Here is a 16,011-nt window from a genome sequence, read left to right on the forward strand (position 1 = left end):
AATTTGTATCTGCAAATTGTTTTATTTCACTTTCACCAGCGTACGGCCCTGCACCTGGTTATTGATGATGGCATCGGCGAACTTCGGCGCATCGGCAAGCGTGATTTCTGTCGCTGCCTGGGTAAAGAACGACTCTGGCAGGTCGTTAACCAGACGTTGCCAGGCCTGTGCACGACGATCCGGAGGCGTCATCACGGAGTCGATGCCCTGTAAGCGCACGTTGCGCAGAATAAACGGCATCACCGTGGTGGGTAGCGCAAAACCGCCAGCCAGGCCACAGGCGGCAACGCAGCCGCCATAGTTCATCTGCGCCAGTACTTTTGCCAGCACTTTGTCGCCAACGGTATCAATGGCACCCGCCCACAGTTGCTTTTCCAGCGGACGAGATTCAGCAAACTCATCACGACCCAGAATGCGGTTGGCTCCCAGGCTTTTCAGGTAGTCGTGGGTGCTTTCGCGGCCCGATACTGCCGCAACCTGGTAACCCAGTTTGTGCAGCAGCGCAACGGCAGTACTGCCTACGCCACCGCTGGCACCAGTGACGACGATTTCGCCGTCTTCCGGGCGGATACCGGCATCTTCAAGCGCCATGACGCACAGCATGGCAGTAAAACCGGCGGTACCGATGACCATGGATTTGCGACCGTCCAGTCCTTTTGGCAGCGCAACCAGCCAATCGCCTTTCACACGAGCGCGTTCGGCCAGTCCCCCCCAATGATTCTCACCCACGCCCCATCCGGTCAGTAAGACTTCCTGACCTGCATGAAAACGAGGATCTTCACTTGTGCGTACGGTTCCGGCGAAATCGATACCAGGAATCATCGGAAAATTGCGGATAATTTTACCCTTACCGGTGATGGCGAGGGCATCTTTATAGTTCAGGCTCGACCAGTGAACATCCACCGTCACATCGCCTTCAGGTAGCTGATTTTCGTCGAGGGGTTGAACGGATGCGAGGGTTTTTCCGTCCTGCTGTTCTAAGATCAAAGCCTGCATAACCTGTCCTCAATTCGTATAGTGGATTGGAAAATTATCTGTGAAGACTATACTCGCTAATTAAAACATGATGCCGATTCTGCGCAATAAATTGCCAGATATACCTGATTTGGTAGTATGCCCACATTATTTGTGTAAATTGACGGATTTCGCGTTCAGTTTTGCATTTTCGTGTCGCTTTTTCACTTTCACACCTGATTCATCACTGTCGGAGTTAACACAAGGATGCGATTAACGACGAAATTTTCAGCCTTTGTCACGCTGCTTACCGGGTTAACGATTTTCGTGACGCTGATAGGTTGCTCGCTGAGTTTCTATAACGCTATTCAATATAAGTTCACCACCCGCGTCCATGCCGTCGCGACGGCGATCGATACCCATCTGGTCACCAGGGATGTCGTGTCCTTAACGCCGCAAATTGATGAACTGATGATTTCGGTTGATATCGTCCGTATTGAATTGCTTCAGGATGACCGCGTTGTTTATAGCCATTCCCGAACCAGTAGCTACCGCCCGGCGGGGACGAATAACCTTTATCGCAATCTCACCGTGCCATTGGTCAAGCATCCGGGGATGTCGCTGCGTATGGTTTACCAGGATCCGATGGGCAACTATTTCCATTCGTTGATGACTACGGCACCGCTCACGCTATCGATAGGCTTTATTATCCTGATGCTGTTTTTGTCGGTGCGCTGGCTTCAACGTCAACTTTCCGGACAGGAATTACTGGAGATTCGTTCAACGCGGATCCTCAACGGTGAACGCGGGCCAAACGTGCGGGGAACGGTCTATGAGTGGCCAGCGCGTACCAGTAGTGCGCTCGACATGCTACTGACCGAAATTCAAAATGCTCGTGAGCAGCGCAGCCGCCTGGATACGCTGATTCGTTCCTATGTCGCGCAGGATACAAAAACGGGGCTGAGCAACCGCTTGTTCTTTGATAACCAACTGGCAACGCTGCTGGAAGATCAGGAAAAAGTCGGCTCGCATGGTGTGGTGATGATGGTTCGTTTGCCGGACTTTACGCTGCTACGCGAGAGCTGGGGCATTACCCAGGCGGAAGAACAAATTTCAACGCTTATCAATTTGTTGTCTACTTTTATGATGCGCTATCCGGGCGCACTGTTAGCGCGTTACCACCGAAGCGATTTTGCCATCCTGCTGCCACACCGCACGTTAAAAGAAGCGGAAAGTATCGCGGGGCAACTCTTAAAGGCGGTGGATGCACTTCCGGCTAACAAAATGATCGATCGTGCCGATATGGTTCATATTGGCATTTGTGTCTGTCGCAGCGGTCAGTCGACTGAACAAGTTATGGATCACGCTGAAGCCGCCACCCGGAATTCAGTATTACAAGGCGGGAACAGTTGGTCGGTGTATGACGACTCTCTGCCGGAAAAAGGCCGGGGCAATGTGCGCTGGCGAACGCTGATTGAACAGATGCTCAGTCGGGGCGGACCGCGAATTTATCAAAAACCTGCCGTAACGCGTGAAGGGCGGGTGCACCATCGCGAGCTGATGTGCCGTATTTTCGATGGCAGCGAAGAGGTTATTTCGGCGGAATATATGCCGATGGTGCTGCAATTTGGTCTGGCGGAAGAGTATGACCGTCTGCAAATCAGCCGTTTGATCCTGTTGTTGGGGTACTGGCCGCAGGAAAGCCTGGCGATGCAGACGACGGTTGAATCGCTCATTCGCCCACGTTTTCAGCGTTGGTTGCGAGATACTCTGATGCAGTGCGAAAAATCGCTACGTAAACGCATAATTATTGAACTTGCTGAGGCGGATGTTTGTCAACACATCAGCCGGTTACAACCGGTTATCCGATTGATGGATGCGCTTGGCGTACGTATTGCCGTTACGCAGGCCGGTTTAACGTTGGTGAGTACCAGTTGGATCAAAGAGCTGAATGTCGAATTGTTGAAGCTTCATCCCAGTCTGGTGAGAAACATTGATAAGCGAACGGAAAATCAGCTGCTGGTTCAAAGCCTGGTAGAGACGTGTACCGGAACGCCAACGCAGGTTTATGCCACGGGCGTACGTTCGCGCAGCGAGTGGCATACCCTGACAGAACGTGGAGTCGCGGGTGGGCAGGGTGATTTTTTTGCCGCATCACAGCCACTTGACACAAACGTGAAAAAATATTCGCAAAGATACTCGGTTTAACCTGCCGTTTAATTTGTTTTCACGTAGAATAACGCGCGCTGTGCCTTCTGGGGGTGTGCTTGTCTGCTCGCCAGGTTGTAACAGCAAACATGCAGGTGAATGACCTTTGACAGGTTGCAAACAAAAGCGAGGACTGCTGCTGAGTTTTTCAGCCCTGATGGACTCAGGCCGGTTTTGTAACAAAGGAAACGAACTGCACTAATTTTCACCGTAGCAGATGATTTTTGCGCCTTGTCGCTGCTGCGTGTGGTTGGTAAAGTAAGCGGATTTTGTTTTCCGCCCCAGCTTTCAGGATTATCCCTTAGTATGTTGAAAAAATTTCGTGGCATGTTTTCCAATGACCTGTCCATTGACCTGGGTACCGCGAATACCCTTATTTATGTAAAAGGACAAGGCATCGTATTGAATGAGCCTTCCGTTGTGGCCATTCGTCAGGATCGTGCCGGTTCGCCGAAAAGCGTGGCTGCAGTAGGTCATGATGCGAAGCAGATGCTGGGTCGTACGCCGGGCAATATCGCTGCAATTCGCCCAATGAAAGATGGCGTTATCGCTGACTTCTTCGTGACTGAAAAAATGCTCCAGCACTTTATTAAACAAGTGCACAGCAATAGCTTCATGCGCCCAAGCCCGCGCGTACTGGTGTGTGTACCGGTTGGAGCAACTCAGGTTGAACGCCGTGCCATCCGTGAATCCGCTCAGGGTGCAGGTGCACGTGAAGTGTTCCTGATCGAAGAGCCGATGGCGGCAGCGATCGGTGCGGGCCTGCCAGTTTCTGAAGCAACCGGCTCAATGGTTGTCGATATCGGTGGTGGTACCACAGAAGTCGCCGTTATCTCTCTGAACGGCGTAGTTTACTCCTCCTCCGTGCGTATTGGTGGTGACCGCTTCGACGAAGCCATCATTAATTATGTTCGCCGTAACTACGGCTCTCTGATCGGTGAAGCTACCGCGGAACGTATTAAGCACGAAATCGGTTCTGCTTATCCTGGCGACGAAGTACGCGAGATCGAAGTTCGCGGTCGTAACCTGGCAGAAGGTGTTCCACGTGGCTTTACCCTGAACTCTAACGAGATCCTTGAAGCGCTGCAGGAACCCCTGACCGGTATCGTAAGCGCGGTGATGGTTGCACTGGAACAGTGTCCGCCAGAACTGGCGTCTGACATCTCAGAACGCGGTATGGTCCTGACCGGCGGCGGTGCGCTGCTGCGTAACCTTGACCGTCTGTTAATGGAAGAGACCGGTATTCCAGTTGTTGTTGCCGAAGATCCGCTGACCTGTGTGGCTCGCGGTGGCGGTAAAGCACTGGAAATGATCGATATGCACGGCGGCGACTTGTTCAGCGAAGAGTAATCGGATGCAGGAAGGGTAGCCCTGGGTTGCTCTTCCGCTCTGATGCGAGAATACGCATAGACTATGAAGCCAATTTTTAGCCGTGGCCCGTCGCTACAGATTCGCCTTATTCTGGCGGTGCTGGTGGCGCTCGGCGTTATTATTGCCGACAGCCGCCTGGGTACGTTTAGTCAAATCCGAACGTACATGGATACCGCCGTCAGTCCTTTCTACTTTATCTCTAATGGTCCCCGTGAATTACTCGACGGCGTGTCGCAAACGCTGGCTTCTCGTGACCAACTCGAACTTGAAAACCGGGCGTTGCGTCAGGAACTGCTGCTGAAAAACAGTGAACTGCTGATGCTGGGGCAATATAAACAGGAGAACGCGCGTTTGCGTGAGCTGCTGGGATCGCCGCTGCGCCAGGACGAACAAAAAATGGTGACGCAGGTCATCTCAACGGTTAACGATCCTTACAGCGATCAGGTGGTGATCGACAAAGGGAGTGTTAACGGCGTTTATGAAGGTCAGCCAGTCATCAGCGATAAAGGCGTAGTGGGCCAGGTTGTTGCGGTGGCCAAACTGACCAGCCGCGTACTGCTGATTTGTGACGCGACGCATGCACTGCCAATCCAGGTATTGCGTAACGATATTCGCGTGATCGCTGCCGGTAACGGCTGCACGGACGATCTTCAGCTTGAACACCTGCCGGCTAATACTGACATTCGCGTTGGCGATGTGCTGGTTACCTCCGGTCTGGGTGGGCGTTTCCCTGAAGGCTATCCAGTCGGTGTCGTTTCCTCTGTGAAGCTGGATACCCAGCGCGCATACACCGTGATTCAGGCGCGCCCGACGGCGGGTTTACAGCGTCTGCGCTATCTGCTGCTGCTGTGGGGAGCCGATCGTAATGGTGCTAACCCGATGACGCCAGAAGAAGTGCACCGTGTAGCTAATGAACGTCTGATGCAAATGATGCCGCAAGTCCTGCCGGCACCGGATGCCATGGGGCCTCCTGCGCCAGTTCCTGCTCCGGCGACAGGTGTAACGCCGGTTCCTGCAACAACCACGCCGTCACAACCTGCTCCGCGTAAGCCGGGAGGGCAGTAAGTGGCAAGCATCCGTCACCAGGGACGTTGGGTCATTTGGCTCTCGTTCCTAATTGCATTTCTGCTGCAAGTCATGCCCTGGCCGGACGAGATCCTCGTTTTCCGGCCGAACTGGGTGCTGCTCATTCTGCTGTACTGGATCCTGGCGCTGCCGCATCGCGTAAATGTGGGCACAGGATTTATCGTGGGTGCCATACTGGATCTCATTAGCGGCTCTACGCTTGGTGTGCGGGCATTGTCGATGAGTATCATTGCTTATCTGGTCGCACTGAAATTTCAGCTCTTCCGTAACCTCGCGCTCTGGCAGCAGGCGCTGGTAGTTATGTTGTTGTCACTGGTCGTGGATATTATTGTTTTCTGGGCCGAGTTTTTAGTGATCAACGTCTCTTTCAGACCTGAAGTGTTCTGGAGTAGTGTAGTAAATGGTGTGCTTTGGCCATGGCTATTCTTACTGATGCGTAAAGTCCGTCAGCAGTTTGCGGTGCAATAAGGTTGATATGAATACTCTGTATCTTGCTTCAGGTTCTCCACGTCGTCAGGAGTTGCTCACTCAGCTTGGTGTTACGTTTGAACGACTGATCCCTGGGATTGAAGAACAGCGGCACCCGCAGGAAAGCGCCCAGCAGTACGTTTCGCGTCTGGCGCGCGAAAAAGCGCAGGCTGGTGTAGCGCTGGCACCGCGCGATTTGCCGGTATTGGGTGCGGATACCATCGTTATCCTTAATGGCGAAGTGCTGGAAAAACCGCACGACGCTGCCCACGCCGCAGCAATGCTGCGCAAACTGTCGGGCAAAACGCATCAAGTTATGACGGCCGTGGCACTGGCCGATTGCCAGCACAGTCTGGACTGCCTGGTAGTGACGGAAGTGACATTCAGAGCACTAACCGATGAGGACATCGCGGGTTATGTTGCCAGCGGTGAACCAATGGATAAAGCAGGTGCATACGGTATTCAAGGGTTGGGTGGCTGTTTTGTCAGGAAGATAAATGGCAGCTATCACGCCGTAGTCGGCTTACCGCTGGTAGAAACGTATGAGTTGCTGACCAATTTTAACGCACTGCGTGAGAAAAGGGATAAACATGACGGCTGAATTGTTGGTAAACGTAACGCCATCGGAAACTCGGGTGGCTTACATTGGTGGCGGTATTCTGCAGGAAATTCATATTGAACGTGAGGCGCGACGCGGAATCGTAGGCAATATCTACAAAGGTCGTGTAAGTCGTGTGCTTCCGGGTATGCAGGCGGCTTTTGTAGATATTGGACTGGATAAAGCCGCATTTCTTCACGCTTCTGACATCATGCCGCACACCGAATGCGTGGCGGGTGAAGAACAAAAACAGTTCACCGTACGCGACATTTCTGAACTGGTGCGCCAGGGTCAGGATCTGATGGTGCAGGTGGTAAAAGATCCTTTGGGAACGAAGGGCGCACGCCTGACGACGGACATCACGCTTCCTTCCCGTTATCTCGTTTTTATGCCGGGGGCCTCGCATGTTGGCGTATCCCAACGTATCGAAAGCGAAACGGAACGCGAACGTCTGAAAAAAGTGGTGGCGGATTACTGCGATGAGCAGGGTGGCTTCATCATTCGCACGGCGGCAGAAGGCGTATGCGAAGAGGATCTGGCCTCGGATGCTGCCTACCTGAAGCGCGTCTGGACAAAAGTCATGGAGCGTAAAAAGCGCCCGCAAACGCGCTACCAGATGTACGGTGAACTGGCACTGGCACAGCGCGTGTTGCGTGACTTTGCTGATGCCCAGCTTGACCGCATCCGCGTCGACTCCCGTCTGACCTATGAGGCGTTACTGGAATTTACGGCGGAATATATCCCGGAGATGACCAGCAAACTGGAACATTACAGCGGACGCCAACCGATTTTCGATCTCTTCGACGTTGAGAATGAAATCCAACGTGCGCTGGAGCGTAAGGTTGAGCTGAAATCCGGCGGCTATTTGATCATCGACCAAACCGAAGCGATGACTACCGTCGACATCAACACCGGCGCATTTGTTGGGCATCGTAATCTCGACGACACTATCTTTAATACTAATATTGAAGCAACGCAGGCTATCGCACGTCAGCTGCGTCTGCGTAATCTGGGCGGCATAATCATTATCGATTTTATCGACATGAATAATGAAGATCACCGCCGCCGGGTGCTGCACTCTCTGGAGCAGGCGCTGAGCAAGGATCGCGTAAAAACCAGCATTAACGGTTTTTCACAGCTGGGTCTGGTAGAGATGACACGTAAGCGCACGCGTGAAAGCGTGGAGCATGTGCTGTGTAACGAGTGCCCAACCTGCCACGGACGTGGCACGGTGAAAACGGTCGAAACCGTATGTTATGAAATCATGCGTGAAATCGTCCGCGTGCACCATGCTTACGACTCCGATCGTTTCCTGGTGTATGCGTCTCCGGCAGTGGCTGAAACCCTGAAAGGGGAAGAGTCGCATGCGCTGGCGGAAGTGGAAATCTTTGTCGGCAAACAGGTCAAAGTACAAGTCGAACCGCTCTATAACCAGGAGCAGTTTGACGTGGTAATGATGTAAATCGTGTAGTGGCACCCGCGCATGTAGGCCGGATAAGGCACAAACGCCGCTATCCGGCAATATTCACTCAAGGGGTGTGAGTCACATTTTTTGGCAGACAAGGAGAGGCGCGTGAGGCGATTGCCGGGGATTTTACTGCTCACTGGAGCCGCATTCGTTGTCATCGCAGCGCTGCTGGTCAGTGGGCTGCGCCTTGCTCTACCGCATCTCGATAGCTGGCGTCCGACCATTCTGGGCAAGATCGAATCTGCCACCGGTATGCCCGTTTCCGCCAGCCAGCTTTCTGCTAACTGGCAAAATTTTGGCCCTACGCTCGAAGCTCGCGATATTCATGCACAGCTGAAAGACGGTGGCGAATTCTCGGTAAAGCGTGTCACGCTGGCGCTGGATGTCTGGCAAAGTTTGCTGCACATGCGCTGGCAGTTTCGTGATCTCACCTTCTGGCAACTGCAGTTGCGCACCAATACACCGATCCAGCGCGGCGATAGCGGCGACGGGATTGAAACCGGCCACATCAGCGATCTGTTCCTGCGCCAGTTTGATCATTTTGATCTTCGCGACAGCCAGGTTAGTTTTTTGACCCTGTCAGGCCAGCGTGCGGAACTGGCGATCCCTCAGCTAACCTGGTTGAACGGTAAAAACCGGCATCGTGCTGAAGGCCAGGTCAGCCTCTCCAGCCTGACCGGGCAGCACGGTGTTATGCAGGTGCGTATGGATCTGCGTGATGATGACGGCCTGCTGAATAATGGTCGAGTCTGGCTGCAGGCTGACGACATCGACGTTAAGCCGTGGTTGGGAAAATGGATGCAGGACAATGTTGCGCTGCAAACTGCGCGCTTTAGCCTGGAAGGCTGGATGACGCTCAACAAAGGCGAAATCTCTGGTGGCGATGTCTGGTTGAAAAAGGGCGGCGCAAGCTGGAAGGGAGAGAGCAACATCCACACGCTGTCCGTCGATAACCTGACTGCGCATATCAGCCGTGAGCACTCCGGTTGGTTGTTCGCTATCCCGGATACGCGCATCACGATGGATGACAAACCCTGGCCGAGTGGGGCATTAACGCTGGCCTGGTTTCCCGGGCAGGAAGTGGGGGGCGCCAATAATAAGCGCAGCGACGAATTACGTATTCGCGCCAGTAACCTGGAGCTAGCCGGGTTAGAGGGGCTACGCCCGATGGCCGCTAAGTTATCTCCGGCATTGGGTGATATCTGGCGGGCCACGCAACCGAGCGGCAAGATAAATGTGTTGGCGTTGGATATCCCATTACAGGCGACCGAAAAAACCCGTTTCCAGTCCTCGTGGACCGATCTGGCCTGGAAACAGTGGAAGCTGCTGCCGGGGGCAGAACATTTCTCCGGTACATTGTCTGGCAGCGTGGAAAATGGCGCATTAACGGCCTCCATGAAGCAGGCAAAAATGCCGTATGAAACCGTCTTTCGTGCCCCGCTGGAGATAGAAGATGGCGTGGCAACGCTCAGTTGGCTGAAGAATGAAAATGGTTTTCAGCTAGACGGGCGCAATATTGACGTTAAAGCGAAAGCGGTACATGCGCGCGGCGGTTTTCGTTATCTGCAACCAACCGGTGATGAACCGTGGCTGGGGATTCTGGCGGGGATTAGCACTCACGATGGCTCCCAGGCCTGGCGCTATTTCCCGGAAAATCTGATGGGAAAAGAGCTGGTTGATTATCTCAGTGGGGCAATTCAGGGCGGTGAGGCGGATAACGCAACACTGGTTTATGGCGGTAACCCACATCTGTTCCCGTATTTGCATAACGAAGGTCAGTTCCAGGTGCTGGTGCCGCTGCGTAATGCAAAATTTGCCTTCCAGCCGGACTGGCCCGCACTGACTGACCTCAATATTGAACTGAACTTCATTAACGATGGCCTGTGGATGAAGACGGATAGCGTCAATTTAGGGGGGGTAAAAGCCACTAACCTGACGGCAAATATCCCTGACTACGCAAAAGAAAAACTGCTGATTGATGCCGACATCAACGGGCCGGGCAAAGCGGTTGGGCCTTATTTCGACGAAACACCGCTGAAAGAGTCGCTTGGTGCCACGCTGGAACAGCTGCAAATTGACGGTGATGTGAGTGCTCGCTTACATCTTGATATCCCGTTAGATGGTTCGCTGGTTACGGCCAAAGGCGACGTGAACCTGCGTAATAACAGTCTGTTTATCAAGCCGCTCGATAGCACGCTGAAGAATTTGAACGGTAAATTCAGCTTTATCAACGGCGATCTCAAGAGTGAGCCGATGACGGCGAACTGGTTTAATCAGCCGCTGAACGTCGACTTCTCCACCACCGAAGGGGCGAAAGCCTATCAGGTAGCCGTGAACCTGCAAGGCGACTGGCAGCCAACCCGCATGGGGATTTTACCAGCGCAGGTCAACGATGCCTTAAGCGGCAGTATGGCGTGGAACGGTAAGGTTGGCATTGACCTGCCATATCATGCCGGAGCGACCTACAACATTGAGCTAAAAGGCGACCTGAAAAATGTAAGCAGTCACTTACCTGCTCCGTTAAACAAAGTCGCCGGTGAGTCGCTACCGGTTAATGTTAAGGCAGATGGTAACCTGCGCAGCTTCGATCTGACCGGTAACGCCGGAAGCAAGAACCACTTTAACAGCCACTGGTTGCTGAATCAGAAACTGACGCTTGACCGCGCAATCTGGACTTCGGAAAGCCGTACCGTGCCAGCGCTTCCTGACCAGCAGGGCATCGAACTTAATCTTCCGCCCATGGACGGTGCGCAATGGCTGGCATTGTTCCAGAAAGGCGCGGCAGATAACGTCGGAAGTAATGCGAACTTCCCGCAGCGTATTGCGGTGCGCACGCCTTCTTTATCCCTGGGCGGCCAGCAGTGGAATAACCTGAGCATTGTGTCTGAACCTGGGCTTAATGGTACCAGCGTACGGGCACAGGGGCGTGAGATTAACGCCACATTGGCTATGCGCAATAATGCTCCGTGGCTTGCCAATATCAAGTATCTGTATTACAACCCGAACGCTGCAACGTCATCGCCAAATACAACGCCAGCCTCGCCGTTCTCTGCTATCAGTAACGTCAGTTTCCGTGGCTGGCCGGATGCGCAGATACGCTGCGAAGAGTGCTGGATGTGGGGGCAAAAGTATGGGCGCATTGATGCCGATGTCGCGATAAAAGGTGACACATTAACGTTGAGCAATGGTCTGTTGGATACCGGGTTTGCCCGGCTGACCGCCGATGGCGAATGGGTCAATGTGCCGGGCAAGGAGCGTACGTCACTGAAAGGAAAGCTGAATGGCAACAAGATTGATTCAGCCGCGGGTTTCTTTGGCGTATCTACCCCGATTCGTAACTCTTCCTTTAACGTCGAGTACGATCTGCACTGGCGTAATCCGCCCTGGGATCCGGATGAAGCTTCACTGAATGGGATTTTGCGTACCCGTTTGGGCAAAGGTGAATTGACTGAACTTAGCACCGGACATGCGGGACAACTGTTACGTCTGCTGAGTTTTGATGCGCTATTGCGTAAACTGCGTTTTGATTTTAGCGATACGTTCAGCGAAGGTTTTTACTTTGACTCTATCCGCAGTACGGCGTGGATCAAAGACGGTGTGATGCACACTGATGATACGCTGGTGGATGGCCTGGAAGCTGACATCGCCATGAAAGGTTCGGTGAATCTGGTGCGTCGCGAACTGGATATGGAAGCCGTTGTCGCACCTGAAATTTCTGCCACCGTTGGGGTGGCCGCGGCGTTTGCCGTCAACCCAATTGTCGGCGCGGCGGTATTTGCCGCCAGTAAAGTTTTGGGACCGCTGTGGAGCAAAGTTTCAATTCTGCGCTATCGCATTACCGGTCCGGTCGATAAGCCACAGATCAACGAAGTTCTGCGCCAGCCGCGCAAAGAAAGCCAGCAATGATTTGACGGGGGCGAGTAATTGCCCCAATCTCAACATAGAACTTCTACCGCAGTCCGTAGGCCGGATAAGGCGTTTACGCCGCCATCCGGGCATTGAAGCGCCTGATGGCGACGCTGGCGCGTCTTATCAGGCCTACAACAGTAACTAATGAGTAGCAAAACGATGAGTCTGAACCTGGTAAGTGAACAATTGCTAGCGGCGAATGGCCTGAAACATCAGGATCTGTTTGCCATCCTGGGCCAACTGGCCGAACGCCGTCTTGATTACGGCGATCTCTATTTTCAGTCGAGCTATCACGAATCCTGGGTTTTAGAAGACCGCATCATTAAAGATGGTTCTTACAATATCGATCAGGGCGTTGGCGTGCGCGCCATCAGCGGCGAAAAAACCGGGTTTGCCTATGCAGACCAGATTAGCCTGCTGGCGCTGGAGCAAAGTGCTCATGCCGCGCGTACTATCGTGCGCGACAGCGGTGATGGCAAAGTAAAAACGCTGGGGGCGGTAGAGCATCAGGCGCTTTATACCTCAGTAGATCCCCTGCAGAGCATGAGCCGCGAAGAGAAGCTGGATATTCTGCGCCGCGTAGACAGCGTGGCGCGTGCCGCCGACAAGCGTGTGCAGGAAGTGACGGCGAGCCTGACCGGTGTGTATGAACTGATTCTGGTGGCGGCGACCGACGGTACACTGGCCGCTGACGTCCGTCCTCTGGTGCGTTTGTCCGTAAGCGTACAGGTTGAAGAGGATGGCAAACGCGAGCGTGGCGCCAGCGGTGGCGGCGGTCGTTTTGGCTATGACTATTTCCTTGGCGACCTCGATGGCGAAGTTCGTGCTGACGCATGGGCGAAAGAGGCCGTACGCATGGCGCTGGTCAATCTCTCTGCGGTAGCCGCGCCTGCCGGTACGCTGCCGGTGGTACTCGGCGCTGGCTGGCCGGGCGTTCTGCTGCATGAAGCGGTCGGTCATGGTCTGGAAGGTGACTTTAACCGCCGTGGCACGTCGGTATTCAGCGGTCACATGGGTGAACTGGTGGCGTCAGAATTGTGTACAGTGGTGGATGATGGCACGATGGCGGATCGTCGTGGGTCGGTAGCTATCGATGACGAAGGTACGCCGGGTCAGTACAACGTGCTGATTGAAAACGGCATTCTGAAAGGCTACATGCAGGACAAACTCAATGCGCGCCTGATGGGCGTGGCGCCAACGGGTAACGGTCGTCGTGAATCTTACGCGCATCTGCCGATGCCGCGTATGACCAACACCTATATGCTGCCGGGGAAATCCACGCCGCAGGAAATCATCGAATCCGTTGAGTACGGTATTTATGCGCCTAACTTCGGCGGTGGCCAGGTGGATATCACCTCCGGTAAATTCGTGTTCTCTACCTCCGAAGCGTATCTGATTGAAAACGGTAAAGTGACCAAACCGGTGAAAGGCGCGACGCTGATAGGCTCCGGTATCGAAGCAATGCAGCAGATTTCGATGGTGGGTAACGACCTGAAACTGGATAACGGCGTGGGTGTTTGCGGTAAAGAAGGACAGAGTCTGCCGGTTGGCGTGGGCCAGCCGACGCTGAAGGTGGATAACCTGACCGTAGGTGGCACCGCGTAACATCATGATTCAGGCCCGATAAGCACTAGTGCTATCGGGCATCTTGCCAGATACGGCGTCAACGCCTTATCTGGCCTGGACTCTTTTTATTTCTCTTTTCCCCGACCGTACATTCCCTGAAACAGCTGCGCCACATCGACGAAATAGTCTGTCAGATAGTTAATCACCACCTGCACCTTGAGCGGCAGCTTATCCTTTTCGGTATACAGCGCATACACCGGACGCGGATCCGACTGGTAGCGGGGGAGCAGGATCTCCACTTCGCCACGATTGATCTCATTGATCACCCACATCAGCGGTACATAGGCAATGCCCGCGCCTGCGGCCAGCCAGCGCACCAATGTCATCGGATCGTTGGTCACAAAACGTCCCTCTGGGATCAGACGGGTAGAAATCCCCTCCGGGGCAATTAATTCGAACTCATTATCCGGACGAACGCTGTATTCCAGCCACGAATGATTGCTGAGATCGGCGGGTTTCTCCGGGACACCAAACTGGGCGAGATAACTTTTTGCCGCGCAGACCACCATCGGCATAGCCCCCAGACGACGCGAAAAAAGGCTGGAGTCCTGCAGGGCACCCACGCGGATAACCACGTCCAGACCGTCGGCAATCAGGTCGGGTGCCGGTATTCCCGTCACCAGATTTACCGTCAGCCCAGGATACTCTTTGAGCATTTTTGCGGTCAGTCCGGCGAGGACATTTTGTGCCATGGTTGAAGAACAACCAATGCGCAGCGTGCCAATGGGCGTGTTGTTAAAAGCATACAGTTGCTCGTGAACATCCTGCGCTTCGTGCAGCATCCGGCGGCAGCCCTGATAATAAATTTTACCGGCTTCAGTTAGCCCAATGCTACGCGTGCTGCGGTTTAGCAGCTTGACCTGTAGCTCATCTTCCAGTTTTGAGACCGTCTGGCTTATCGATGAAACGCTCATTTGTAGCTGTCTTGCGGCGGCGGTGAAGGAGCCCAGTTCGACAACTTTGGCGAACACCGACATACGTTTTAATCGTTCCATTGTTCACTCTGGCTTAAAAGTGATTTAGATCACATAATATAGATAACAGCATAACAGTTACGTTAATATATTATTATTCAAATAACGGCTATGTCGCTCTCGCCTGGCTCATCCTTGCCCTTCTCTGCGGTGACATACGCTAGAAAATCTATCATCTGCACTCTCTTACGTTACCAAGGTCAACATGAGTCTGTTTCCCGTTATCGTGGTGTTTGGTCTGTCCTTCCCACCGATTTTTTTCGAATTACTTTTGTCACTGGCGATTTTCTGGCTGGTGCGCCGGGTGCTTGTTCCGACTGGCATCTATGATTTTGTCTGGCATCCGGCTCTGTTTAACACTGCGCTGTATTGCTGTCTGTTCTATTTAATAACGCGCCTGTTCGTTTGAGGTTGAAGTGAAAACACTAACAAGAAAACTCTCCCGCACGGCCATTACCGTGATACTGGTCATTCTGGCCTTCATCGCTATTTTCCGCGCATGGGTGTTCTACACCGAGTCGCCGTGGACGCGTGATGCGCGTTTCAGCGCCGATGTCGTCGCGATTGCGCCGGATGTTGCGGGGCTTATTACCAACGTTAACATCCATGATAACCAACTGGTGAAAAAGGATCAGATCCTGTTCACCATCGACCAGCCACGCTATAAGAAAGCCCTTGAGCAGGCCGAAGCTGACGTCGCTTATTATCAGGTTCTGGCGCAGGAAAAACGCCAGGAGGCCGGTCGTCGTAACCGACTGGGCGTGCAGGCTATGTCTCGCGAAGAGATCGACCAGTCAAACAACGTCCTGCAAACCGTATTACACCAGCTTGCAAAAGCACAAGCGACCCGCGACCTGGCAAAATTAGATCTGGAACGTACCGTTATCCGTGCGCCTGCAGACGGATGGGTGACTAACCTGAACGTCTATAGCGGTGAATTTATTACGCGCGGCTCCACGGCGGTGGCACTGGTAAAACAGCACTCATTCTATGTACTGGCGTATATGGAAGAGACCAAACTGGAAGGCGTTCGCCCAGGGTATCGCGCTGAAATCACCCCGCTTGGCAGTAATAATGTGCTGAAAGGCACCGTTGATAGCGTGGCGGCTGGCGTAACGAATGCCAGCAGCACGCGGGACGCAAAGGGTATGGCGACCATTGATTCCAATCTTGAATGGGTGCGTCTGGCGCAGCGCGTGCCGGTGCGAATTCGTCTTGATGAGCAGCAGGGAACCTTGTGGCCTGCCGGGACGACGGCGACCGTCGTCATTACCGGCAAGCAGGATCGCGATGCCAGCCAGGAATCTTTCTTCCGTAAAATGGCACACCGCCTGCGCGAGTTTGGTTAA

General features: G+C 53.5%; 12 protein-coding genes. 10 read left to right on the forward strand and 2 right to left on the reverse strand.

Annotated features, from left to right (window positions below):
* Positions 1 to 21: 21 nt before the first annotated feature.
* Entirely contained in the window at positions 22 to 996 is a 975-nt protein-coding gene (locus tag G8S19_RS02200) for an MDR family oxidoreductase (protein ID WP_172742026.1), read from the reverse strand.
* A 225-nt stretch (positions 997 to 1,221) separates the two neighbouring features.
* Here G8S19_RS02200 and csrD point away from each other — a divergent pair, with 225 nt between their 5' ends.
* The 8 genes from csrD to tldD all read left to right on the forward strand — a co-directional run bounded on the left by csrD (position 1,222) and on the right by tldD (position 13,667).
* Positions 1,222 to 3,162, forward strand: a complete 1,941-nt coding sequence (gene csrD / locus G8S19_RS02205; RefSeq protein ID WP_048213458.1) for an RNase E specificity factor CsrD — start codon at positions 1,222 to 1,224, stop codon at positions 3,160 to 3,162.
* A gap of 306 nt (positions 3,163 to 3,468) precedes the next feature.
* Positions 3,469 to 4,512, forward strand: coding sequence for a rod shape-determining protein MreB (mreB, locus tag G8S19_RS02210; protein ID WP_000913396.1), 1,044 nt, complete (start codon positions 3,469 to 3,471; stop codon positions 4,510 to 4,512).
* A 63-nt stretch (positions 4,513 to 4,575) separates the two neighbouring features.
* Positions 4,576 to 5,598, forward strand: coding sequence for a rod shape-determining protein MreC (gene mreC, locus G8S19_RS02215; protein ID WP_040234170.1), 1,023 nt, complete (start codon positions 4,576 to 4,578; stop codon positions 5,596 to 5,598).
* Entirely contained in the window at positions 5,599 to 6,087 is a 489-nt protein-coding gene (gene mreD / locus G8S19_RS02220; RefSeq protein ID WP_040234168.1) for a rod shape-determining protein MreD, read from the forward strand.
* Between the two features lie 7 nt (positions 6,088 to 6,094).
* Positions 6,095 to 6,688, forward strand: coding sequence for a nucleoside triphosphate pyrophosphatase (locus tag G8S19_RS02225; RefSeq protein WP_003025192.1), 594 nt, complete (start codon positions 6,095 to 6,097; stop codon positions 6,686 to 6,688).
* On the forward strand, positions 6,678 to 8,147 hold the full coding sequence (rng, locus tag G8S19_RS02230) for a ribonuclease G (RefSeq protein ID WP_253686010.1): 1,470 nt from the start codon (positions 6,678 to 6,680) through the stop codon (positions 8,145 to 8,147). Before G8S19_RS02225 ends, rng begins: the two co-directional genes overlap by 11 nt.
* A gap of 111 nt (positions 8,148 to 8,258) precedes the next feature.
* Positions 8,259 to 12,059 (forward strand): AsmA2 domain-containing protein YhdP, encoded by a 3,801-nt coding sequence (gene yhdP / locus G8S19_RS02235; protein WP_253686012.1) that lies wholly within the window; start codon positions 8,259 to 8,261, stop codon positions 12,057 to 12,059.
* A 162-nt stretch (positions 12,060 to 12,221) separates the two neighbouring features.
* The gene (tldD, locus tag G8S19_RS02240) at positions 12,222 to 13,667 is read left to right on the forward strand and encodes a metalloprotease TldD (protein WP_003025183.1); all 1,446 of its coding nucleotides are present in this window, start codon (positions 12,222 to 12,224) and stop codon (positions 13,665 to 13,667) included.
* Between the two features lie 86 nt (positions 13,668 to 13,753).
* On the opposite strand, the gene aaeR is transcribed toward tldD, so the two are convergent.
* Complete coding sequence (aaeR, locus tag G8S19_RS02245) at positions 13,754 to 14,683, reverse strand: HTH-type transcriptional activator AaeR (RefSeq protein WP_038634351.1); 930 nt, start codon at positions 14,681 to 14,683, stop codon at positions 13,754 to 13,756.
* Between the two features lie 184 nt (positions 14,684 to 14,867).
* Here aaeR and aaeX point away from each other — a divergent pair, with 184 nt between their 5' ends.
* Complete coding sequence (aaeX, locus tag G8S19_RS02250; protein WP_003025177.1) at positions 14,868 to 15,071, forward strand: p-hydroxybenzoic acid efflux pump operon protein AaeX; 204 nt, start codon at positions 14,868 to 14,870, stop codon at positions 15,069 to 15,071.
* Between the two features lie 7 nt (positions 15,072 to 15,078).
* A complete protein-coding gene (gene aaeA / locus G8S19_RS02255) occupies positions 15,079 to 16,011 on the forward strand; it encodes a p-hydroxybenzoic acid efflux pump subunit AaeA (RefSeq protein WP_003025174.1) in 933 nt (310 codons plus the stop codon).

The organism is Citrobacter sp. SX206 (assembly GCF_024181025.1).
Classification (GTDB): Bacteria; Pseudomonadota; Gammaproteobacteria; order Enterobacterales; family Enterobacteriaceae; genus Citrobacter; species Citrobacter youngae.

Excerpts from the sequence above, each read along its gene's own strand:
- G8S19_RS02200 (WP_172742026.1), bottom strand. The coding sequence starts at position 996 with ATGCAGGCTTTGATCTTAGAACAGCAGGACGGAAAAACCCTCGCATCC.
- csrD (WP_048213458.1), top strand. The coding sequence starts at position 1,222 with ATGCGATTAACGACGAAATTTTCAGCCTTTGTCACGCTGCTTACCGGG.
- mreB (WP_000913396.1), top strand. The coding sequence starts at position 3,469 with ATGTTGAAAAAATTTCGTGGCATGTTTTCCAATGACCTGTCCATTGAC.
- mreC (WP_040234170.1), top strand. The coding sequence starts at position 4,576 with ATGAAGCCAATTTTTAGCCGTGGCCCGTCGCTACAGATTCGCCTTATT.
- G8S19_RS02225 (WP_003025192.1), top strand. The coding sequence starts at position 6,095 with ATGAATACTCTGTATCTTGCTTCAGGTTCTCCACGTCGTCAGGAGTTG.
- rng (WP_253686010.1), top strand. The coding sequence starts at position 6,678 with ATGACGGCTGAATTGTTGGTAAACGTAACGCCATCGGAAACTCGGGTG.
- tldD (WP_003025183.1), top strand. The coding sequence starts at position 12,222 with ATGAGTCTGAACCTGGTAAGTGAACAATTGCTAGCGGCGAATGGCCTG.
- aaeR (WP_038634351.1), bottom strand. The coding sequence starts at position 14,683 with ATGGAACGATTAAAACGTATGTCGGTGTTCGCCAAAGTTGTCGAACTG.
- aaeX (WP_003025177.1), top strand. The coding sequence starts at position 14,868 with ATGAGTCTGTTTCCCGTTATCGTGGTGTTTGGTCTGTCCTTCCCACCG.